Origin of the sequence: Variovorax beijingensis, from assembly GCF_003951285.1 — a bacterium.
Taxonomy (GTDB): domain Bacteria; phylum Pseudomonadota; class Gammaproteobacteria; order Burkholderiales; family Burkholderiaceae_C; genus Variovorax; species Variovorax beijingensis.
Window position 1 is genome coordinate 52,026 of record NZ_RXFQ01000022.1, and the last position, 19,658, is coordinate 71,683.

The 19,658-nt window shown below is 67.9% G+C and carries 20 protein-coding genes and 12 tRNA genes; 17 read left to right on the top strand and 15 right to left on the bottom strand.

The window, feature by feature from the left end:
• The first annotated feature begins 139 nt into the window (after positions 1–139).
• Positions 140–2,320, top strand: a complete 2,181-nt coding sequence (locus EJO66_RS27815; RefSeq protein ID WP_125966695.1) for a xanthine dehydrogenase family protein molybdopterin-binding subunit — start codon at positions 140–142, stop codon at positions 2,318–2,320.
• A gap of 10 nt (positions 2,321–2,330) precedes the next feature.
• Positions 2,331–2,789 (top strand): (2Fe-2S)-binding protein, encoded by a 459-nt coding sequence (locus EJO66_RS27820; protein ID WP_125966696.1) that lies wholly within the window; start codon positions 2,331–2,333, stop codon positions 2,787–2,789.
• A gap of 86 nt (positions 2,790–2,875) precedes the next feature.
• Here the strand turns inward: EJO66_RS27820 and EJO66_RS27825 are convergent, their stop codons facing one another.
• Positions 2,876–3,250, bottom strand: a complete 375-nt coding sequence (locus EJO66_RS27825; RefSeq protein ID WP_124961549.1) for a hypothetical protein — start codon at positions 3,248–3,250, stop codon at positions 2,876–2,878.
• Positions 3,251–3,292: 42 nt separating this feature from the next.
• Between EJO66_RS27825 and EJO66_RS27830 the strand changes: the two genes are divergently transcribed.
• The 14 genes from EJO66_RS27830 to EJO66_RS27890 all read left to right on the top strand — a co-directional run bounded on the left by EJO66_RS27830 (position 3,293) and on the right by EJO66_RS27890 (position 6,067).
• A complete protein-coding gene (locus EJO66_RS27830; RefSeq protein WP_125966697.1) occupies positions 3,293–3,637 on the top strand; it encodes a hypothetical protein in 345 nt (114 codons plus the stop codon).
• Between the two features lie 238 nt (positions 3,638–3,875).
• Positions 3,876–3,952 (top strand) — tRNA-Gly (locus EJO66_RS27835).
• A 149-nt stretch (positions 3,953–4,101) separates the two neighbouring features.
• Positions 4,102–4,186: transfer RNA gene (locus tag EJO66_RS27840), tRNA-Leu, on the top strand.
• 79 nt (positions 4,187–4,265) lie between these two features.
• Positions 4,266–4,342 (top strand) — tRNA-Glu (locus EJO66_RS27845).
• A gap of 78 nt (positions 4,343–4,420) precedes the next feature.
• Positions 4,421–4,496: transfer RNA gene (locus tag EJO66_RS27850), tRNA-Pro, on the top strand.
• A 92-nt stretch (positions 4,497–4,588) separates the two neighbouring features.
• A tRNA-Ser gene (locus EJO66_RS27855) sits at positions 4,589–4,674 on the top strand.
• Positions 4,675–4,697: 23 nt separating this feature from the next.
• A tRNA-Asp gene (locus EJO66_RS27860) sits at positions 4,698–4,773 on the top strand.
• A gap of 8 nt (positions 4,774–4,781) precedes the next feature.
• Positions 4,782–4,843: transfer RNA gene (locus EJO66_RS27865), tRNA-OTHER, on the top strand.
• 56 nt (positions 4,844–4,899) lie between these two features.
• Positions 4,900–4,976 (top strand) — tRNA-Arg (locus EJO66_RS27870).
• Positions 4,977–4,983: 7 nt separating this feature from the next.
• A tRNA-Tyr gene (locus tag EJO66_RS32690) sits at positions 4,984–5,068 on the top strand.
• Positions 5,069–5,130: 62 nt separating this feature from the next.
• Positions 5,131–5,207: transfer RNA gene (locus EJO66_RS27875), tRNA-Asn, on the top strand.
• 9 nt (positions 5,208–5,216) lie between these two features.
• Positions 5,217–5,291, top strand: a tRNA-Ile gene (locus EJO66_RS27880).
• Between the two features lie 8 nt (positions 5,292–5,299).
• Positions 5,300–5,373 (top strand) — tRNA-His (locus EJO66_RS27885).
• Between the two features lie 130 nt (positions 5,374–5,503).
• Entirely contained in the window at positions 5,504–6,067 is a 564-nt protein-coding gene (locus EJO66_RS27890; RefSeq protein WP_124961551.1) for an HNH endonuclease, read from the top strand.
• Positions 6,068–6,262: 195 nt separating this feature from the next.
• On the opposite strand, the gene EJO66_RS27895 is transcribed toward EJO66_RS27890, so the two are convergent.
• The 8 genes from EJO66_RS27895 to EJO66_RS27930 all read right to left on the bottom strand — a co-directional run bounded on the left by EJO66_RS27895 (position 6,263) and on the right by EJO66_RS27930 (position 13,093).
• Complete coding sequence (locus EJO66_RS27895) at positions 6,263–6,694, bottom strand: type II toxin-antitoxin system RelE/ParE family toxin (protein ID WP_125966698.1); 432 nt, start codon at positions 6,692–6,694, stop codon at positions 6,263–6,265.
• A 1-nt stretch (position 6,695) separates the two neighbouring features.
• The gene (locus EJO66_RS27900) at positions 6,696–7,007 is read right to left on the bottom strand and encodes a type II toxin-antitoxin system Phd/YefM family antitoxin (protein ID WP_124961601.1); all 312 of its coding nucleotides are present in this window, start codon (positions 7,005–7,007) and stop codon (positions 6,696–6,698) included.
• A gap of 169 nt (positions 7,008–7,176) precedes the next feature.
• Positions 7,177–9,387: an aldehyde oxidoreductase molybdenum-binding subunit PaoC gene (gene paoC, locus EJO66_RS27905; protein ID WP_125966699.1), complete on the bottom strand. Its 2,211-nt coding sequence runs from the start codon at positions 9,385–9,387 to the stop codon at positions 7,177–7,179.
• A gap of 5 nt (positions 9,388–9,392) precedes the next feature.
• Positions 9,393–10,343 carry an FAD binding domain-containing protein gene (locus EJO66_RS27910; RefSeq protein ID WP_125966700.1) on the bottom strand — a complete coding sequence of 317 codons (951 nt, stop codon included), beginning with the start codon at positions 10,341–10,343 and terminating at the stop codon, positions 9,393–9,395.
• Positions 10,340–10,981 (bottom strand): aldehyde dehydrogenase iron-sulfur subunit PaoA, encoded by a 642-nt coding sequence (paoA, locus tag EJO66_RS27915; RefSeq protein WP_124961555.1) that lies wholly within the window; start codon positions 10,979–10,981, stop codon positions 10,340–10,342. The genes EJO66_RS27910 and paoA overlap by 4 nt, the downstream gene beginning before the upstream one ends.
• A 229-nt stretch (positions 10,982–11,210) precedes the next feature.
• A complete protein-coding gene (locus tag EJO66_RS27920) occupies positions 11,211–12,176 on the bottom strand; it encodes an AraC family transcriptional regulator (RefSeq protein ID WP_124961556.1) in 966 nt (321 codons plus the stop codon).
• Positions 12,177–12,332: 156 nt separating this feature from the next.
• Positions 12,333–12,719, bottom strand: coding sequence for an MAPEG family protein (locus EJO66_RS27925; protein ID WP_124961557.1), 387 nt, complete (start codon positions 12,717–12,719; stop codon positions 12,333–12,335).
• On the bottom strand, positions 12,716–13,093 hold the full coding sequence (locus tag EJO66_RS27930; protein ID WP_124961558.1) for a DoxX family protein: 378 nt from the start codon (positions 13,091–13,093) through the stop codon (positions 12,716–12,718). Before EJO66_RS27930 ends, EJO66_RS27925 begins: the two co-directional genes overlap by 4 nt.
• A gap of 95 nt (positions 13,094–13,188) precedes the next feature.
• On the opposite strand from EJO66_RS27930, the gene EJO66_RS27935 reads away from it, so the two are divergent.
• Positions 13,189–13,569: a winged helix-turn-helix transcriptional regulator gene (locus EJO66_RS27935; protein ID WP_125966701.1), complete on the top strand. Its 381-nt coding sequence runs from the start codon at positions 13,189–13,191 to the stop codon at positions 13,567–13,569.
• 33 nt (positions 13,570–13,602) lie between these two features.
• Here the strand turns inward: EJO66_RS27935 and EJO66_RS27940 are convergent, their stop codons facing one another.
• The 6 genes from EJO66_RS27940 to EJO66_RS27965 are packed head-to-tail and all read right to left on the bottom strand — an operon-like array spanning position 13,603 to position 19,657.
• Positions 13,603–14,592, bottom strand: a complete 990-nt coding sequence (locus EJO66_RS27940; protein ID WP_125966702.1) for a Bug family tripartite tricarboxylate transporter substrate binding protein — start codon at positions 14,590–14,592, stop codon at positions 13,603–13,605.
• Complete coding sequence (locus tag EJO66_RS27945; protein ID WP_125966703.1) at positions 14,589–15,851, bottom strand: SDR family NAD(P)-dependent oxidoreductase; 1,263 nt, start codon at positions 15,849–15,851, stop codon at positions 14,589–14,591. Before EJO66_RS27945 ends, EJO66_RS27940 begins: the two co-directional genes overlap by 4 nt.
• A complete protein-coding gene (locus EJO66_RS27950; RefSeq protein ID WP_124961562.1) occupies positions 15,851–16,396 on the bottom strand; it encodes a nuclear transport factor 2 family protein in 546 nt (181 codons plus the stop codon). The genes EJO66_RS27945 and EJO66_RS27950 overlap by 1 nt, the downstream gene beginning before the upstream one ends.
• Entirely contained in the window at positions 16,393–16,773 is a 381-nt protein-coding gene (locus EJO66_RS27955; RefSeq protein WP_125966704.1) for a VOC family protein, read from the bottom strand. Before EJO66_RS27955 ends, EJO66_RS27950 begins: the two co-directional genes overlap by 4 nt.
• Positions 16,770–17,528 carry an SDR family NAD(P)-dependent oxidoreductase gene (locus EJO66_RS27960; protein WP_124961564.1) on the bottom strand — a complete coding sequence of 253 codons (759 nt, stop codon included), beginning with the start codon at positions 17,526–17,528 and terminating at the stop codon, positions 16,770–16,772. Before EJO66_RS27960 ends, EJO66_RS27955 begins: the two co-directional genes overlap by 4 nt.
• Complete coding sequence (locus EJO66_RS27965; protein WP_125966705.1) at positions 17,525–19,657, bottom strand: acetate--CoA ligase family protein; 2,133 nt, start codon at positions 19,655–19,657, stop codon at positions 17,525–17,527. The genes EJO66_RS27960 and EJO66_RS27965 overlap by 4 nt, the downstream gene beginning before the upstream one ends.
• Between the last annotated feature and the right edge of the window lies 1 nt (position 19,658).

The following is a 19,658-nucleotide window of genomic DNA, read 5'->3' on the forward strand; positions in this document are numbered from 1 at the left end:
GGCCCGCTCTTCCACCCGCGCCGGCCCTGCGTGGGGAGGCCTGTGGGCGCGTAAGAAATGTCTTCAAAAAGACATTTTTGGCGCGGCGATCATGCCATATTGGCCCCCGTTCGCCACAACCATAAGACAGGAGACAAGGATGGAACATCCGGAATCCGGCACGGGCCCCACGCCTGCGCCATCTCATGACGAACCGCCCGGCATGCGCCGGCGCGACCTGCTGGGATACGCGGCCTCTGCGCCGCTGATTTCAGCCGCCGCGGGACTCGGCGGCCTGGCGGCTCCTGCGTCGGCGCAGGCCGCGATACTGCCGATGACCCCGCCCGACACGACCGACCTGGTCGACATCGGCGATGCGGTGACGGTGACAGCGCTGCCGACCATGCCGCTGGTCAAGGTGAGCAAGCTTGCGAACGGCCGCGTCCGGCTGGAGCTGCCGCGCTTCGAGTCGGGCCAGGGCATCGCCACCGCCGCCGCGATGATGCTGGCCGACAAGCTGGGCCTGCCGCTGAACGCGATCGAGGTCGGCTCCGCCGACGCCAGCCCGGAGCTGCTGTACAACCAGCTCACCGGAGGCTCCTCGAGCGTGCGCTCGCTGCATGCCGGCATGCCGCTGATCGGCGGGCTGGCCACGGGCTCCGCCAACGCGGTGGTCGGCCAGCGCGTGACGCGGCTCGACGCGCTGGACATCGTGACCGGACGCAAGAAGTTCACGCTCGACCAGGCCGTGCCCGACGCGAAGCCGACCATGGTGTGCCGGCCGCCCACCATCAACGGCCAGTTCGTGCGCATCAACAACACGACCGCGGTGATGGGCATGCCCGGCGTCCTGGGCATCGCGCCGATTCCCGCCACCAACGGCATCGTGCCCACACCGCCCGGTGTGGCGGTGATGGCCGAGACCTTCGGGCAGGCCTGGGCCGCGGTGAATGCGCTCGACGTCACCTGGACCGCGGGCGCGGTCGCCGGCGAGTCCAACGCCAGCATCCAGCAGAAGCTCAAATCCGCGCTGCTGCCCTTCCTGCTGCCACCGCTGGGCGCGCTGACGGTCGAGGGAGAGTTCGAGTTCGCGGCGGTCTCGCACTGCCCGATGGAAACGGAATGCGCCATTGCCGACGTGCGCGCCGACCGCGCCGAGATCTGGTCCGGCCTGCAGAGCCCGATCGTCACGCAGCAGGCGGTGGCCGCCGACCTGGGCCTGCCGCTGGACAAGGTCAAGGTGCATGCCGTGCCCTCCGGCGGCTCCTTCGGGCGCCGGCTGTTCTGGGACGCGACGCTGCAAGCGGTACAGATCTCCAAGGCGCTGGGCCGGCCCTGCCGCCTGATGTACCACCGCACCGACGACATGCGCCACGGCCGCGTGCGCCCGCCCATGTTCCATCGGGCGCGCGCCACGATGCTGCTGGGCCAGGTCATCTCTTTCGAGCAGCGCATCGCCGGAGTGCGGCTCGATACGCGCCACGGCTTCGGCGAGATGCTGGGCGCCGCGGCCATCGCGCTGCCGAACGGCTTTCCGCAGACGGTGGGCAACTTCGCCATCGAGCAGGCCATGTTCAAGACCATGGTCACTTCGCCGTACAACTTCGGCGTCACCACCAAGCTGCTGACGCCGGTCGCGATGGACATCAACACCTGCTCCTACCGCTCGGTGCACATCCAGCCCTCGCGCCTGGTGGAGGAGATCCTGGTCGACGAGATGGCAAGGGCGCTGCGCAAGGACCCGGTCGCCTTTCGCCTCGAATACCTGCGCCTGCCGCGCGCACGCGCGGTGCTGAAGGCCGTGGCCGAGGCTGCGCAATGGGGCAAGGCCATGCCGCCGGGGTTTGCGCAGGGCGTGGGCGTGCACCAGGAATCGAAGTCCTTCACGGCGTGCATCGTCGAGATCGATGCGCGCGTGCCGGCCGACCTCAAGGTGACCCGCGCCACCATCGCGATCGACGTCGGCACCCCCATCAATCCCTCGGGCATCGAGGCGCAGATGCAGGGCGGCCTGTGCGAGTCGATCTCCATCGTGCTGACGGCCGGCCTGCACATCCAGAACGGCCTGCCGCTGGAAGGCAGCTACTCGCAGTACCACTTCGCGCGCATGAAGAACTACCCGAAGGACGTGAAGGTCATCATCATGCCCCCCAGCAGCGGCGAGGCGATCGGCGGCCTGGGCGAGGTGGGCCTGTCGGCCAGCTCGGGCGCGATCGCCAACGCCTATGCGCGCGCCACCGGCAAGAAGCCGCGAAGTTTTCCGCTGAACTTCCCCGTCGATTTCACCCCCATTCCCCCGGGCAAGCTGCCCACGCCGGTCACCGTGCCGGTATCCGCCTGAGGAGCCCGCCATGCCCGTGCAATCTTTCAAGGTGAACGGCGGCCACGTCGACGTCGAGGCGCCCGACGACATGGCCCTGCTCTGGGTGCTGCGCGACAAGCTCGGCATCACCGGCCCGAAGTACGGCTGCGGCATCAACGTGTGCAAGGCCTGCACCTGCCACGTGGACGGCAGGGCAGTCACCGCCTGCTCGACGCGGGTGATCGACGTGCGCGGCCGGCAGGTGACGACCATCGAGGGCCTGGCCAACGGCAACACGCTGCATCCGGTGCAGCAGGCCTGGATGAACCTCGACGTGCCCCAATGCGGCTTCTGCCAACCGGGCCAGATCATGGCGGCGGTCGACCTGCTGCGGCGCACCCGCAACCCCACCGACGCGGACATCGACGCCATCGAGAACGTGTGCCGCTGCGGCACCTACGGCCGCGTGCGCGAAGCGATCAAGGCAGCCGCGGCGATGATGGGGTAGCGGGTCGGCGCGCGTCGGCAGGCACAGCTGAAGGGCAATCTGACCAGGTCTCCTTCTGCCTGGACGGCAGAAGGAGGCCGCCCCACTCACTCCTTCTGTGGCGCCCCGTGCTCCAGCAAAATGGTTCTCAGCGCACGCTTGCCACGCGCGTTCTGAGCTCTGTAGGCCCGGCGGGCCAGCTCGACGAAGCGCTCCTCCCCCGGGTCCGGCAACGGCTCGGCGCTCTGAAGCGCATCGAGCCAAAGTGGCTCCTTCCCACAACGGTTCTCGATCTGCCGTGCGAGCTTGTCGGAGATGACACGGCCCTTCTTGATCTGGCTCCACATGCTCGCGGAGATCTGCAGCTTCTCCGCGAACTTCGCTGCCAGGCCAAGCGGCTCCGCCCCATTGGACGCACGCTCCGCAACGAAGTCGCCGAAGAGGATCAGGACGTTGTTGCGACGAATGGCTGGTAGTGACATGCTTGAAGCAGCGGAGCAAATCGTCCGTGTGAACGATGTGGAGTGGAAAAAAAACACAACACCCCAAAAAAAGTGTTGCGTCGCGCCGTAAACCCAGTTTACATTACATCCATCGACGAAATTGATTCGTCCCGTTTCTTCCGCAACCAACTTCGATTCATCGAGAACTCGCCAACCACTGGAACCATCGTGAACGCAAACCTGACCTCGCTGAACAATCGACCCGCATCGGGCCGGACGTTCGTGCGCGTCTCGTTCTGTGGTGGCCGCAGCCTGACGTCATCCAAGCTGCATTCGCAGCTGAACTCCCTTCCCGCGATTCCGGCCAGCTTGTGGCTCGGACAGCACTACGAGGATCAGCCGCACCCGGGTGGAGGTGGCGCGTAAGCGCACACCTTCCAAGCTCTCTCACCAGAGGCCCGGATTCCCAAGTGGATTCCGGGCCTTTTTGTTTTCCCCGTGCGGATCGAACCGCACACAACCGCGAATGGCACCTGGTGCCAGCCGCCGCAGCAGTGATCGCGCTGCCGTGAACTCACCCGCCGAGTGGCGCCGGTGGGTGATCCTTAAAAATTTGCCGCGAGCCGCGCCCCTCACTGGTGGGGCCAGCGACTCGCAAAAACTTGCAGCCGTAGCTCAGTCAGGTAGAGCGCAACGTCGCCAACGTTGAGGCCGAGGGATCGAAGCCCTCCTGCTGCTCCATTTCGGGTGTGCCTTTGCAGCACCTCCAGAGGCCAACCGCGTCGGCGGCCTGGAGGGATGTGCACGGCCTGGACCCAACCATGTGCAGCGATGTCGACGTGGGCGCGCAAGCGCTCGAATCGCGTGAAGACACAACCGAAATGGAAACACCCCCGATGGCGGAATTGGTAGACGCACCGGACTCAGAATCCGGCGACGAAAGTCATGCAAGTTCGAGGCTTGCTTGGGGGACCACAGTAGCGGCGCTCGCCTTGTAAGCGAGAGGTCGTCCGTTCGATCCGGACTGCGGGCTCCATTCGCAGATTCAATTCATGTCGTATTCGTCTAGTGGTTCAGGACACAAGGTTTTCATCCTTGTAGACGCGGGTTCGAATCCCGCATACGACTCCACCACTTTCGCGCGGTAGGGAAGCGTGGCTGTTCCCGCGAGCTTCATCCGCTCGAGATCGCAAGTTCAATCATCAATTTCGGGGCGTGGCGCAGCTGGCAGCGCGGTTGCTTTGGGAGCATCAGGTCGCAGATTCGATTTCTGCCGCCCCGACCACACAAGAGCGAGACAGGGCGATGCAGATCGTTCTCTCGTGGAAACCGGACGCAAGAATTGGGCGTCGCCGGAACTCGTAACCGGACACCATTGGAGCATTGGCCGAGAGGTCCAAGGCAGCGGCATGCTAAGCCGTGGCCGCGCAAGCGGCCCGTTCGTTCGAATCGAACATGCTCCGCCGGTTTCTTCATCACATACAGTGATCCGTTAACTCAGCGGCCAGAGTGCCTCCCTGTCCAGGAGGAAGCCAAGGGTTCAACTCCCTTACGGATCGCCACCCACCACGCCGAGATAGCTCAGACGGTAAAGCGCGAGCGTCGCAGATTCGATTTCTGCTCTCGGCACCATCATCACGAGCGTTCGACTCGCTCCGCATCCGCCAATTTCATCGACCCATTTCCCTCCCGCGTTAGCTCAACGGATCAGAGCACTGGCCTACGAAGCCGGGGGTTGCACGTTCGAATCGTGTGCGCGGGGCCAAACACCTGGAGTGCGAGCAGCATGGGTGACTGCACTGGACTGTAAATCCGGCGTCCTTGACATACGGGGTTCGAAGCCCTGGCACTCCACCATCGTCACATGCGGGCCTGGTCGAGCGGTCAGGCTGCGGCCTTCCACGGTCTTTATCTTTTTTTCCTCGGTAGCTCAGTTGGTAGATGCACCGCACTGTTAATGCGGATGTCCCTGGTTCGAGCCCAGGTCGAGGAGCCACATGCCTTCAGCCGCATAGCTCAGTGGCAGAGCACCGTCTTGATAAGGCGGGGGCCGATGGATCGTTCCCATCTGCGGCTACCAGTTCAATGGTGCGCGTAGCTCAATGGCAGAGCCGCTGGTTGTGGTCCAGCTGACGACGGTTCGATCCCGTTCGTGCACCCCATCTCCTCACAAACTACCACCAGACCTCAGGGCCACACACCTCGCGGGTATAGCTCAGAGACAGAGCAACCAGCTGGTCCAAGACACAGGAGATTCCAACAAGCACTCGGCCATGAAAGGAGGCCGTCACCATGAAACTCCAAGTACTTCAGCTGGATATCCAGGGCACGCCTCAGGCATGGATTTCGCTCGAGCAAGCAGCATCGCACTACGCCACTGGCGCCGTCGTCTGGGAAGACGGCGCGGGCCCATTGGCCACGATGCGTGGCGGCTTCAACGTGGCGCGCGGCGTGGAGTCCCGCCTCGAGATTTCGCCCATCATCGCTCTCAGAGGCTGTGCAAAGGTCAACTTGTTCGACCACACGCCCGCCTTCAACCGGCGCAAGCTCTTTGTCCGAGATCGCTTCATCTGCGCTTACTGCGCCCAGCGATTCCGAGAGCAGGATCTGACATGCGAGCACATCCTTCCTGAGAGCCGCGGAGGTACCTGGGACTGGATGAATCTGGTGGCCGCTTGCCGCATGTGCAACTCCGAGAAAGCGGACCGGACGCCGGAGGAAGCCGGCATGAAGCTGGTCTATCTTCCGTATGTTCCCAGCAGGTGGGAGGACTTCCTTCTGGAGGGACGGAATGTGCGAGCCGACGTGCACGAGTGGCTGGCGAGTCGGCTTCCGACAGGCTCCAGGCTCAACTGAAGGACGAAGGGGTGCTCCCGCAAGGGAGCGCCCCTTTTTTGTTGGAGGGTCAGCCAGCAGATCGCGGGCGCCGCATCCAAGCCGTCCTGCAGCGCGTTGTGATCACCATCCAGCAACTGCGCCCGGAGCAGCCTCAGCGGCAGGCCCGCCGGGAGCTACACGAGCTCCCGACATGTGCAGCGTCATCCTTGGCGATCAGATGCCGGCTGAACTGCCAGGCCCATCGAAGCCGAGCTGCTTGTGGTGCTTGATCGCCAACAACTGAACAACGCCCCCATCACCCGGATCGCCATCGGACACAAGGTACAGGACCAGGTATTCGTCCATCACGTATTCGCGCACCTCGGCATCGGGGCGCAAGGCGGACAGCCGCAGGCCAATGCGCTCGAGAAGCCGCTTCGCCTCGACGGATTCGACGGCGCGTTTCAGGAAATGCCGGCCCATGCGAGGGTGTCGCTGCAGATTCGGAACCACGACATCGCTCAGCGCATCGAGCAGGCGCTCATAGCCTTGCGCGAAATCGTTGTCGAGCCAGAATGCTTCGATACTTTCGAGGCTCGACGCGAAGTTGCGCGCGTACTGCACGCGCGCCAGTGACGCCCCCTCTTCTTCTTCGCGGCCAGCCATTTCAGCCGGCAGTGCCGCCGGAACGCGCCTTGCGCTTCAGTTTCAGCTCCGCCAGGCCTTCCAGCGCGTCGACCGTATGGCCGGCCTGCACATCCGCCAATCCACGTTCGACCTCGTCCAGCAACAGCAGGTGGATGCGTGCACGCTCCAGCCGGTGATAGTGGTCCAGCCGTTTGGCATCGATCACGGCCACGGCCGGTTCGCCGTTCTTGGTGATGATTTTTTCCGCGCCGTTCTGCACTTCCAGCACGAGTTCCGAAAGGTGGGTGCGCGCTGTTGAAAACGGAACAATGTCGCGAACCGAAATAGACATGCGAATCTCCGAGAGCTGAAAAGTGCTCATTATTCTGCTCATTTTAGAGCGCTCTCAGCACTTGCCGCCCATGCAAAGCCAATGCAGCATCTTCTCGGCCTCAGGAAAGCCACCTGATCTGTTGAATATCGGCCATTCGCGATCGATGGCACGCCTGCCCTGCTTCGCCTCACACCACCGGCGGCAACCGATCCAGCAGCTTGTCGAGCGTGATCGGATAGCTGCGCACCCGAACGCCCGTGGCGTTGTAGACCGCGTTGGCCACCGCGGCGGCAACGCCGCACATGCCGAGCTCCCCCACGCCCTTGGCCTTCATCGGCGACGAGATCGGGTCGGTCTCGTCCAGAAAGATCACGTCCTGGTGGGGAATGTCGGCATGCACCGGCACCTCGTAGCCCGCCAGGTCGTGGTTGACGAAGAAGCCATGCCGCTTGTCGAGCGCCAGTTCCTCCATCAGCGCCCCGCCGACGCCCATCGTCATGGCGCCGATCACCTGGCTGCGCGCCGACTTGGGATTCAGGATGCGCCCCGCCGCGCACACCGCGAGCATGCGCCGCACGCGGATCTCGCCGGTGGCGGCATCGACGCCGACCTCCACGAAATGCGCGCCGAAAGTGGACTGCTGGTACTTCTTGTCGAGGTCGCCGTACTCGATGCCGTCCTCGGCCATCAAGCCCCCCGCACCGGCCGCTTCGGCGAGCGGCACCGCACGCTCGCCGGCGCGCACCATGCCGTCGGCAAATTCCACGTCGACCGCGCCGAAGCCCAGCTTGCTCGCCACGGCCTCGCGCAGCTTCATGCACGCCGCATAGACGCCCGAAGTCGAGTTGTTGGCGCCCCACTGTCCGCCCGATCCGGCCGACACGGGATAGGCCGAGTCGCCCAGGCGCACGAGCACCCGGTCCAGCGGCACGCCCATCGTCTCGGCCGCGGTCTGCGCAATGATGGTGTAAGAGCCGGTGCCGATGTCGGTCATGTCGGTTTCCACCGTGACCATGCCCCGGTTGTCCAGCCGCACGCGCGCGGCCGACTTCATCAGGAGGTTGTTGCGGAACGCCGCGGCCACGCCCATTCCCACGAGCCAGTGTCCGTCGCGCTGCTGTCCCGGTGCCGCGTTGCGCCTGCTCCAGCCGAAGCGCTCGGCGCCCGTGCGCAGGCATTCGATCAGCCTGCGCTGGGAGTACGGACGCTCCGGTTTCTCCGGATCGACCTGCGTGTCGTTCCGCACGCGGAATTCGACCGGGTCGAGCGCAAGCTTCTCCGCCATCTCGTCCATGGCGATCTCCAGCGCCATCATGCCCGGCGCCTCGCCGGGGGCGCGCATGGCGTTGCCCTCGGGCAGGTCCAGCACGGCCAGCCGCGTGGTCGTCAGGCGGTTGGCACCGGCGTACAGCAGCCGGGTCTGGTTGACCGCGGTTTCCGGCTGTCCGCCCGGCAGGTCGCCGGACCAGCCTTCGTGCGCGATGGCGGTGATCTTGCCGTCCCTCGCGGCGCCGATGCGGATGCGCTGGATGGTCGCGGGCCGGTGCGTGGTGTTGTTCATCATCAAGGGCCGCTGCAGGGCCACCTTCACGGGCCGCTTGGCCGCCCGCGCGCCCAGCGCGGCAAGCATCGCGTCGGCGCGCACGAACAGCTTGCCGCCGAAGCCGCCGCCGATGAAGGGCGAAACGAGCCGCACGTTCGCCTTCGGGATGCCGAGCGTCTTGGCGACATCGCCGACGCCCCAGGCAATCATCTGGTTCGAGGTCCAGATGGTGAGCTTGCCGCCCTGCCACTGCGCGATGGAGGCGTGCGGCTCCATCATCGCGTGCGATTCGTCGGGCGTGGTGTAGGTGGCGTCGAGCTGCACGGCGGCCGCGGCGAACGCGCCCGCGAAGTCGCCCGTCTTCGTCTGCGGCTCGCCCGCAAAAGGATTGGGTGCGGGCATCTGCGCCGCATCCTTTTCGGCGGCCAGGTCGAACCGGCCCGGCGCACGCGTGTACGCGATGCGCACCAGCTGCGCCGCGGCGCGCGCCTGCTCGAAGGTGTTGGCCACGACGAGCGCCACGGCCTGGTGGTAGTGGTCGATCTCGGGGCCGCCCAGGAGCCTGGCCGTATTGAAGTCGCCCTTGCCGAGCTTGCCGGCATTGCGCGCGGTGACGATGGCCAGCACGCCCGGCGCGGCGCGCGCGGCGGCCAGGTCCATCGAGGCGATGCGGCCTTTCGCGATGCCGGCGCCCACCACCCAGCCGTAGGCGGCGTCGGGCACCTCGGTGTGGCGTTCGTAGGCGTAGCGTGCGGTGCCGGTGGTCTTCATCGGGCCGTCGATGCGGTCGGTCGGCTTGCCGATGATCTTGAGCTGGTCGATCGGATTGGTCGTGGCGGGCGTGTCGAATTTCATGCTGCTCAGCTCCTTGCTTGCGCCAGTGCCGCGGCCAGCGCGCGCTCGGCCAACGGCAGCTTGAATGCGTTCTCGTGCGTCGGCTGCGCGCCGGCCAGCAGCCGCGCAGTCACCGCCTTGGCGCCCTGGGGCATCGCGGCCTCCACGGCCTCCACGCGCCACGGCTTGTGCGCCACGCCGCCCAATGCAACGCGGCCCGAGCCGTCGCGCTGCACGACCGCCGCCACGGACACCAGCGCGAAGGCGTAGGAGGCGCGGTCGCGCACCTTGCGGTAGATCTGCGTGCCGCCGATCGGCTTGGGAAGCGTGACGCCGGTGATCAGCTCGTCGCGCTCCAGCGCCGTCTCGATGTGCGGCGTGTTGCCGGGCAGGCGGTGGAAGTCGGCAATCGGGATCACGCGCGTGCGGCCGTCGGGGCGCACCGTCTCCACCGCTGCGTCGAGCACGCGCATCGCCACGGCCATGTCGCTCGGATGGGTCGCGATGCAGGCCTGGCTTGTGCCGACCACCGCATGCTGGCGCGTGATCCCGCCGATGGCGCTGCAGCCGCTGCCGGGCTGGCGCTTGTTGCAGGGCTGGTCGGTGTCGTAGAAGTAGGGGCAGCGCGTGCGCTGCAGCAGGTTGCCCGCCGTCGTGGCCTTGTTGCGCAACTGGCCGGAGGCGCCGGCCAGCAGCGCGCGCGACAGCACGCCATAGTCGCGGCGCACGCGCTCGTCGGCGGCCAGGTCGGTGTTGCGCACCAGCGCGCCGATGCGCAAGCCGCCCTCGGGCGTCGGCTCGATCCTGTCCAGCGCCAGGCCGTTCACGTCGACCAGGTGCGTGGGCGCCTCGATCTGCAGCTTCATCAGGTCCAGCAGGTTGGTGCCGCCCGCAATGAACTTGGCGCCGGGGCTGCGCGCGACCGCCGCTGCGGCCTGCGCGGGCGACTGCGCTTTCTCGTAGGTGAAAGGCTTCATGTGCGGCTCCCGGCCACTTCGGTGATGGCATCGACGATGTTGGAGTAGGCGCCGCAGCGGCAGATGTTGCCGCTCATGCGCTCGCGCAGTTCCTCGGCCGACAGCAGCGGACGCGCGGTGAGATCCGCGCTCACGTGGCTCGGCACCCCGCGCTTGATCTCGTCGAGCACGGCGACCGCCGAGCAGATCTGGCCCGGCGTGCAGTAGCCGCACTGGTAGCCGTCGTGCCTGACGAAGGCGGCCTGCAGCGGATGCATGTTCTGCGGCGTGCCCAGGCCCTCGATGGTGGTGACCTGCCCGCCGTCATGCATGACGGCGAGCGTCAGGCAGGAATTGATCCGCCGGCCGTCGGCAATGACCGTGCAGGCGCCGCACTGGCCATGGTCGCAACCCTTCTTGGTGCCGCTCAGGTGCAGGTGCTCGCGCAGCGCATCGAGCAAGGTGGTGCGCGTATCGAGCTCGAGCGAATGAACCTGCCCGTTGACGGTCAGCGACAGCTTCGCGCGGGGTCCTGCCGCTGCAGCTGCTTTGGGGGCGGCGGCCTCGGCAGGCGCCGAAGACGAAACCGCCGCAGCGGTGGCGGCGCCGGCGATGAGCGCGTCGCGCCGCGAGATCAAGGGAATCGTGGGACTGTCCATGTCGGCTCCTGTTGTTCGAAGTTCGGGGGCATCGATCGGCCATCGTTTCCTTTCTGATATCACGCGCCATCGGCGGTCGCAATAGGAGAACGGATGCCATGCACCTGCGAACAGTTTCATCGTGTCTTCGGCTCCTCATTCTTCCGGCCCCGCGTGGGGATTGATAGGGCATTCCGCTGGTTTTCTTGCCCGATCCGCTGAAGCCGCAACCTCGTGAGAACGGAAGTTCCTATGCCGGGCTCGCCAGCGCGTGCCTGGGCGCATCGGTGCCCCTGGCGGCCCCTCGCAGCACCTCGATGTCCCGCTTGGGCGGCGCACCGAACAGCCGGCTGTACTCGCGGCTGAACTGCGAAGGACTTTCATAGCCGACCCTGAACGCCGCACCCGCTGCATCGAAGTGCTCGCTCAGCATCAAGCGTTTCGCTTCGTTCAACCGCAGCCATTTCTGGTACTGCAGCGGGCTCATCGCGGTGAGCTGGCGAAAGTGGTGGTGGAAGGTGGGCGCACTCATCTGTACGCGCGCTGCGAGTTCCTCGATGCGAAGCGGCAAGGCGTAGTTCAGCTTCAGCCAGTCGATGGCTCTCGCGATCCGGTAGCCCTGCCCGTCCACCGAGGCGATCTGCCGCAGCCTCGCGGCCTGGTCGCTCATCAGCAGCCGGTAGTGGATCTCGCGCTGGATCAGCGGTGCGAGTACGGGAATGGCATGGGGCTCGTCCAGCAGTTCGAGCAGGCGCGCGAACGGCGCCAGGATGGCAGGGGTGGCCGCACCGATGCCCACCCCCACGCCGACCGGGCGATCGCGCGGCGGCGGCAGGCTGCCCTGCGCGATCAGCTCGGCCAGTATGCGCACGTCCAGCTTCAGGACCAGGCCCAGGCAGGGCTGCCCGGGGCTTGCCACCTTCACCTCCGAATTGGCGGGCACGTTCAGCGAGGTGACGAGGAACCGCGAGGTGTCGTAGGGATAGGCCTCGCCGCCCACCCACATCTGCTTGGCGCCCTGGGCAACGAGCACGATGCTCGGCTCGACCATGCAGACGACGGGCGGGGCGGGGCATTCGCGCCTGAAGAAGGCCAGGCCCGCGATCGGTGTTTCGAAGTCGCCCGCGCCCGGCGTGCGCACGCCGATGATCTGCGCCATCGCCTCCTGCGGCGGCCCGCACTGAACAGCCGTGTCCTGGTGTCTGATGGATGCCATGCTGCCTGGAGCCTCCGCGGAAGACTCTAACGCGCCAGCCAAGCCTTCATCTCCAAAAGAGGGACAAAGCCATAGGATCAGGCAAGAAATCCAGCGAAATACGCAACCGGTTGCCTGTTCATCCGTCGAATCCCCCCCTGAGCGACATGTCGTCCGTCAAGAGACGGCTTTCACCATCAGCCGAACTGACGCCGAGACCAGGGCCAGGTAGGTGAGGATCATCCCCAGGCCCCGCAGCGCCGCGACATCGCGCAGCATGCCGATCGCATGCAGCAACCGTCCAAAGCCAAGCACGCCGCCGATCGCCACGACCATCCAGGCCGGGGCCGCTTGCGCTTCCAGCAGCCCCAGGGCGAAGAGCGCCAAGGGCACGTATTCCACGAAGTTGCCCTGCGCCCTGATACGCCGGCGCAAGAGCTCGTCGGCGCCCTCTCCCACCAGGACGCCGACCTTGATGCGACGCAGCGTGACGGGAACGGAGAGAGCGACCAGCGCGACAGCAAAGGCCGCCGTCCACAGTGAAGTGATGGGGAGGAAGGTCATGGGGCGTAGGGCGAGGGAATGCCGCGCGCGATGTTCTGTGTCGCGAACGAGACGACCAGCAGCACCAGGCCCAGCGCCGCGGGCAGCGCATCGGCGGGCTTGCGCACGCCCAGGTGCGCCGATGCCGACAGCAGCAGGTGATAGAACATGCCGGCGTAGGCCAGGTCGCTCAGCGCCACGCTGGCGCGCGACAGGATGGCGGCCACCGCCAGCACCTTCGCGCCAGTGAGGATCGGCACGAGATAGCCTGGATAGCCAAGACCGGCGAGCGCCTGGCGGACCCAGGCCGTCCTGGCAATGTAGGTGGCGGCAGAAGCCAGGTAGAGCAGCGACAGCAGCGCCGTGCCGATCCAGTATGCGTAAGTTCCAGTCATGAGGTTTTCCTGTGCGAGCGTGATTGCATCGGCTTGCAGCAAGGATGTCGCCTAACATCGAGATCCACAAGTAGGATGAAAAAACGGCTCTTAGTATGGAAAAGCAGACCAATGGCACCGGCAAGCCCGACATGCACGAGGAAATGCGCCGCGCATTCGCCCTCCTCTCGGGCAAATGGAAACTCGAGATCATGTGGCTGCTCAACCAGCGGATCTACCGCTTCGGAGAGCTGCGAAAGGCCATTCCCGGCATCACCCAGCACATGCTGACGGCGCAGCTGCGCGAGCTCGAGAAGGATGGCCTGGTGTCGCGCACCGTGTTCGCGGAAGTGCCGCCCCGCGTCGAATACGAGATGACGGACAAGGCGCGCGCGCTCGGGCCGACGATGCAGGCGTTGGCCGCGTGGTGGCAAGCCTATGGAGACGGCGTGCCGAAGCGGGCGGCCTTGCGCGGGCGCAAGGCCGCAACCAGGTAGTTCAAGCGCCGCGGCAGGCGATGCCGCCAACGCTCAGTCGCGCTGCAGCTTCGCGACCTTGGCGAGAGACTGCCAGGCTGCGAGGTCGCGGCGCACCGTGGCCGCGAACTGGTCGGCGTCCTTGATCGGCGGGCGCGGCATGTTCTGCACGGCGAACTTCTGGATGATCTCGTCGGCCGAGAGGATGCGGTTGATCTCCTGGTTCAGGCGCACGACCACCTCACGCGGCGTACCGGCCGGCGCGAAGACGCCATACCAGCCGTCCGCGTCGAAGCGGTAGCCCTGCTCGGTCAGCGTGGGCACATCGGGCAGCGCCGGCCCGCGCGCCGAGCCCGTGCAGCCCAAGGCCCGCAGCTTGCCGCTTCGGATATGGGGCACCGGCGACGCGATGTCGACGAAGCCCACGCCGATGCTGTTGCCGAGCAAGTCGCTCAGCAGCGGCGAGACGCCCTTGTAGGGCACGTGCACCATGTCCATGCCGTACTGCGCCTTGAGGCTTTCCATCACCAGGTGGCCTGTCGATCCGCTGCCCCAGGAGCCATAGGCCAGCTTGCCGGGGTTGGCCTGGGCATGGCGCACCAGATCCGCCAGCGTCTTGATGGCCGTGGCCGGGTTCGCCACCAGCAGGATGCCTGCGGCGCCGACCTGCGCAATGGGCAGCAGGTCCTTCTGGGCGTCGTAGGGCATCTTCGGCTGGATGACCGGGTTGATGGCAATGGCCGAGGACGGCGACAGCAGGAGGGTGTAGCCATCGTGCGGCGCCTTGGCGACCGCGTCGTTGCCGATCAGGCCGTTGGCGCCCGGCTTGTTGTCCACGACCACCGGCTGCTTGAGGGCCTGCTGCAGCGGCACGGCCAGCAGGCGCGCGAAGATGTCCGAACCCGCGCCTGCGGGCCCCGACACGACCATTCGGATGGGGCGTGCCGGCCAGGTGCCGGCTTCGCTGGCCCGCAGCGGCGCTTGCAGGGCGAGCAGGCCTGCGCCGGCCAGCAGGCTGCGACGGGAAATGACGTCCTCGATCATGCTTGGGTCTCCTTGTTTTTTGTCCAGGGTTCGGCCGCACCGCCGGGCCGCAGCACCTGCCCGGTCAGGAACTGCGCGCGTGGGCCGGCCAGGTAGCCGAGCAGGGGCAGGCAGGCATTGGGCGCCAGGTCGGGCGGCAGTTCCAGCGCGTTGATGCGCAATCCGCGCGCACCCCATTCGGCAGCCAGCGTGGCCACCAGCATGCGGGCCGCATCGGCGTCGCCGGCCAGCTCCCAGGGGAGTTCCGGTGCGGGCCGGGGCAGCAGCAGCGTGAGGCTGGCCAGCGCCGCATGGCTCGACCGGAAGCAGCGAGCCGCGTGGAGCACGGCATCGAGCTGCGCGCCGGGCTGCGCATTCATTGCGCGGCCGTCGATGGCGGCCGGGTAGCCCTGTCTGCCGGGGCGGGCCGCATGCGAAAGCGCCCACGCTTCCAGTGCGGTCCGCCAGGCCGGCTCGCGCACCGATTCCCAATGCGTTCGAAGCGGCGCCTCGAACGGCAGGGGCGCATGCTCGGATGGCGGCAACGGCTGGCTGCCTCCGCAGACGGAGGAGCCGCCATCCAGCACCAGCAGTTGCCCGGTGAGCACGCGCGCACCCGGGCTGGCCAGGAAGCACAGCGCCTCGGCCATGTCCTCGGGCTCGGCCATCCGGCCCATGGGGATCTTCGACACCGCCTGCGCCGGGTTCAGCCGGCCGCCATCGATCAGGCGCTGCACGAGTTCGGTTCGCACGAAGCCCGGTGCCAGTGTGGTCACCGTCCAGTCGGGCCGGGCTTGCGCCAGCGCCCGGCCCTGGGCAATCAGTCCGGCCTTGCTGGGGCTGTAGAGCCCGCGCCACGGAATGGCCCGCAGGCCCGCGCCGGAAGCCAGGTTGACGATGCGCGCACCTGGCTGCAGCAGCGGCGCACAGGCCTGCACCATGCGGGCCGGAGCCGCCAGGTTGAGTGCCAGAAGGCGCGCGGCCGTGCCGTCGTCGTGGCCGGACGTGGCCTCGGCGCCGCCGGCCGACAGACCCGCGTTGTTGATCAGCGCATCGAGCGGCGGTATCTCCTGCCCCAGGCGCTCGATCCGGGTGGCATCCGTCAGGTCGGCCACCAGGCTCAGCGGCCGCTCGGCCTCGGCGGGCCAGAGGGCTTCGAGGCGCCGCAGCGCACCCGCATCCGCATCGACCAGGACGCAACACCATCCCGCGCGCGCAAGGCCGAGCGCCGTGGCGCGACCGATGCCGCCGCCGGCGCCGGTGACCAGGGCGGTCGCCATCACGAGCCCCGCACTTCGCGCAGCAGCGCATACACGGCGTCGTGCGGCGCCGCGCCGCCGACCGGCTGTCGCGCGCCGAACAGGGCGGCATCGCCCTGCGTCAGCTCGGGCCGCGTGCGCTCCTCGATCCAGTCATAGATCACCGTGCGCGCGGCCACGCGCCATTCGCCGCCACGGCGCTCGAAGCGGTCCGCGTAGCGGCCGCACAGGAAGGTCTCGCGATCGGGCTGCGCGGCCGTGGCCTGCAGCGCGAAGAAGCTGCTTTCCACTGCGGCAGCATCGCCGTGCAGCTCGATCAGCACGTTGCTGATCTGGTGGACGCGGCGGCCGCCCTGCCGCAGCTTTTCGAGCGCCTGAGCGATGAAGCCGGCAGCGCTGCCGTTCCAGGCGCCGTGGCAGTCCGTGGCGTCCTCCCAGTAGGCCGAACGCAAGGCCTGCTCGTCGCAGCGGTCGATGCCGCGGCAATAGCGCAGCAGGCAGTCGCGGATCGCCTCGCGGTCCAGCAGCTCCTGCAGGGTTGCCGGCCCTTGCGCAGCGGCACTCATGCGGCCGCGGGCGCGGCGCGCCGGAACAGCTGCACCAAATTGCCCTCGGGATCGCGCAGCGACAGCACGGCGCCGTGGCCGCTCATGTCGCGCAGGCCCAGCACCTGCCCGCCGGCCGCGCCGATGCGTTCCGCCGCGCCCTCGAAGTCGTCCACCTCCAGCACCATCACCAATCCGCTGGTGGCGGGCGCCGCCTCCTCGGGGCAGGCCAGCGCCACGTTGGTGCCGCCCACGCCGTACTGGATCCAGCGGTCGCCATCGCGGAACTTCATCGGCAGGCCCAGCGCGCCTTCGTAGAAGGCATGCAGGCTGGCCGGCTGCTTCGCCACGACGAACACGTTCTGCACCCGCCTGGGCGGTGGAAGCGCGCCGCTCACAGCGATGTCTCCGAAGCGCCGCCGTCCAGCCGCAGCACATCCGCGTTGAAGAAGCGCGAAGCGTCGCCGGCCAGGAAGCAGATGGCGTCGGCGATGTCTTCGACCGTGCCCAGCCGCCCGAGCGGCGTGCGGCCGATGCGCCGCGCATCGAGCTCCGCATTGCGGTGCTTGGCGGTGCCTTCGGTGGGCACCGCGCCGGGCGCGACCGCGTTCACGCGGATGTTGCGCGCGCCCAGGTCGGCGGCCGATGCGCGCGTGATGCCCAGCACGCCGGCCTTGATGCCGCTGTAGACCACCGAGCGCATCGGCGACTTGAAGGCCGCGATGGAGGCCACGTTGACGATCGAGCCGCCGCGCTCCGGATCCATCGCCTCGGCCGCGGCCTGGATGCCCCAGATCACCGACTTGAAGCCGATCTCCACCATGCGGTCCATGACCTCCGGCGTGATCTCGGCCAGCGGCTGGTAGCGCACCCAGGCGGCGTTGTTGACCATCACATCCAGCCGGCCCGCATCGCGCGCGAACTGCGCCACGGCCTCGCGCATGCCGTCGCGCGTGGACACGTCGCAGGGCAGCCCGATGGCCTGGCCGCCGAGCGCGCGGATCTCGGCCACGGCCTCTTCCACGAATTCAGGCTTCAGGTCGTTGATGCCGACGGTGGCGCCCAGGCGGGCCATGGCGCGTGCGGTGGCGCGGCCGATGCCGTGGCCCGCGCCGCTGATGAAGGCCGTGCGGCCTGACAGGGACATGTTCATTGCTTGCCTTTCATGGCGTGTTCCTCGGGCACCAGCAGCGCATCGAGCGCATGCGCGCCGCGGCCCTGTTCCAGCACCACCAGGGGGTTGATGTCGATCTCGCAGACGCTGTCCGCATGCCGCACCGCGAAGCGCGACAGCGCCGCGATGGCCTTCGCGGCCGCCTGCACGTCGGCCTTGGGGCGGCCGCGCGCGCCGTCGAGCAGCGGGAAGGCCTTGAGCGACTGCAGCATCGCCGTGGCCTGGGCCTCGTCGACGGGCGCGGGCTGCAGCGCCACGTCCTTGAAGACCTCGGCAAAGATGCCGCCCAGGCCAACCATCACCATCGGGCCGAACACCGGGTCCTTCCTGGCGCCCAGGATGAGCTCGACGCCGCCCTGCACCATCTGCGCGACCAGCACGCCGGCGATGCGGGCGCCGGGCGCCTTCAGCGCCACGCGCGCCAGCAGCTGCTCGTATTCCTCGCGCAGCTGCGCTTCGGAGCGCACGCCGACGAACACGCCGCCGACCTCGGTCTTGTGCGCGATATCGGGCGAAACGATCTTGAGCACCAGCGGAAAACCCATCGCGCGCGCGGCGGCGAGCGCCTCGCCGAGGCTGTGCGCGATCGCCTCCCGCGGCACGGGCAGCCCCGCCTCGGCCAGCACCGCCTTGGCACTGGCCTCGGTGGCGAAGGCCTCGGCGGCCAGCGGCACGCGTGCGATGGCCGGCGCAGCAGCCCGTGCGGGATCGCGCGCGCCGAAGCGCAGCAGCGCAGCCAGCGTCGCGCAGGCCGCATCGATGCCCTCGACCACCGGAAAGCCCATCGCGTTGAGCCGCGTGCGCACGTCGTCGGGGGCCCGCGCGCACAGCAGGATCAGGCGCGCGGGATGATCCTTGCGCACCTGCGCCAGCGCCTCCAGGAACACGCCGCGCAGACGGGGCACGTGGAAGGCGTTGGCCGACTGCAGGATCAGCGCGTCGCAGCTGTCGTCGCGCGCCACGGCGCCGAGCATCTGGGCCAGCACCTCGGGCCGGCTCGACACCTGCGCCGTCATGTCCACCGGATTGGACGGCGCGGCGAAGGGCACCACGGAGAGGATGCGCTCCTGCGTCTGCGCCGCGAGCCTGGGCAGCGCCAGGCCCTGCGCGCTGGCCGCATCGGCCAGCAGCACGCCGAAGCCGCCGGAGGCCGTGAGCACGGCCACGCGGCGGCCGCCGGGCACGCGCGCCGGGCCGACCACCGACAGCGCATGGCCGACCTCGAGCAGCAGCTCGATGCTGGGCACGCGCAGCGCGCCGCCCTGGCGCAGCACGACATCGAACACGGCGTCCGAGCCGGCCAGCGCGCCGGTGTGCGAGGCCGCGGCCGCGCTGCCCGCCTCGGAGACGCCGACCTTGAGCACCACCAGCGGCTTGCCGGCCTCGCGCGCCATCGCCATGGCCTGCATGAGCTTCGCACCGTCGCGGCAGGTTTCCATGCAGCACAGGATCACCGAGGTGCCGGGATCGGCCGCCAGCGAGGCGATCGCGTCGGCAATGTCCACGTCGCATTCGTTGCCCGTGGTCAGCATGCGGCTCACGCCCAGGCCGCGCTCGCCGGCCAGGCGCAGGGTGAAGCTGCCGAGGTTGCCGCTTTGCGAGACGATGCCCACCGAGCCCGCCGCGGGAAAGGACGATTCCAGCGCCACCGAGAAGGTGGCGATGCTCTTGTCGGGCACGCCGATCGCGCCCAGGCAATTGGGGCCGACGATGCGCATGCCGGTGGCCCGCGCCACCTCGCCGATGCGCGCCTGCAGGCGGCTGCCCTCCTCGCCCATCTCGGAGAAGCCGGCGGACAGGATCACCGCGGCCTTCACGCCGCGCCGCGCGCAGTCCTGCACCGCGTCGAGCACACCCGCGGGCGGCACCGCGATCACCGCGAGCTCGGGCACCTCGGGCAGTTCCGCCAGGCTCGCATAAGCCCGCAGCGACTGCACCAGGCCCGCCTTGCGGTTGATCGGATAGATGCCGCCCGCATAGCCGTACTTCTGCAGGAACTGCAGCGGCCGGCCGCCGATCTTGGTGACGTCATCCGAGGCACCGAAGATGGCGATCGAGCGCGGCTTGAACAGCGCGTCGAGGCCATGGCCCACTTGCATTGCAGGCATC

Coding starts and splice junctions, on each gene's coding strand:
- EJO66_RS27950 (WP_124961562.1), bottom strand. CDS start 16,396: ATGAGTGCCGCTGCGCAAGGGCCGGCAACCCTGCAGGAGCTGCTGGAC.
- EJO66_RS27920 (WP_124961556.1), bottom strand. CDS start 12,176: ATGGCATCCATCAGACACCAGGACACGGCTGTTCAGTGCGGGCCGCCG.
- EJO66_RS27940 (WP_125966702.1), bottom strand. CDS start 14,592: ATGATCGAGGACGTCATTTCCCGTCGCAGCCTGCTGGCCGGCGCAGGC.
- EJO66_RS27820 (WP_125966696.1), top strand. CDS start 2,331: ATGCCCGTGCAATCTTTCAAGGTGAACGGCGGCCACGTCGACGTCGAG.
- EJO66_RS27910 (WP_125966700.1), bottom strand. CDS start 10,343: ATGAAGCCTTTCACCTACGAGAAAGCGCAGTCGCCCGCGCAGGCCGCA.
- EJO66_RS27900 (WP_124961601.1), bottom strand. CDS start 7,007: ATGTCTATTTCGGTTCGCGACATTGTTCCGTTTTCAACAGCGCGCACC.
- EJO66_RS27815 (WP_125966695.1), top strand. CDS start 140: ATGGAACATCCGGAATCCGGCACGGGCCCCACGCCTGCGCCATCTCAT.
- EJO66_RS27930 (WP_124961558.1), bottom strand. CDS start 13,093: ATGACTGGAACTTACGCATACTGGATCGGCACGGCGCTGCTGTCGCTG.
- EJO66_RS27925 (WP_124961557.1), bottom strand. CDS start 12,719: ATGACCTTCCTCCCCATCACTTCACTGTGGACGGCGGCCTTTGCTGTC.
- paoA (WP_124961555.1), bottom strand. CDS start 10,981: ATGGACAGTCCCACGATTCCCTTGATCTCGCGGCGCGACGCGCTCATC.
- paoC (WP_125966699.1), bottom strand. CDS start 9,387: ATGAAATTCGACACGCCCGCCACGACCAATCCGATCGACCAGCTCAAG.
- EJO66_RS27960 (WP_124961564.1), bottom strand. CDS start 17,528: ATGAACATGTCCCTGTCAGGCCGCACGGCCTTCATCAGCGGCGCGGGC.
- EJO66_RS27825 (WP_124961549.1), bottom strand. CDS start 3,250: ATGTCACTACCAGCCATTCGTCGCAACAACGTCCTGATCCTCTTCGGC.
- EJO66_RS27945 (WP_125966703.1), bottom strand. CDS start 15,851: ATGGCGACCGCCCTGGTCACCGGCGCCGGCGGCGGCATCGGTCGCGCC.
- EJO66_RS27965 (WP_125966705.1), bottom strand. CDS start 19,657: ATGCCTGCAATGCAAGTGGGCCATGGCCTCGACGCGCTGTTCAAGCCG.
- EJO66_RS27935 (WP_125966701.1), top strand. CDS start 13,189: ATGGAAAAGCAGACCAATGGCACCGGCAAGCCCGACATGCACGAGGAA.
- EJO66_RS27890 (WP_124961551.1), top strand. CDS start 5,504: ATGAAACTCCAAGTACTTCAGCTGGATATCCAGGGCACGCCTCAGGCA.
- EJO66_RS27895 (WP_125966698.1), bottom strand. CDS start 6,694: ATGGCTGGCCGCGAAGAAGAAGAGGGGGCGTCACTGGCGCGCGTGCAG.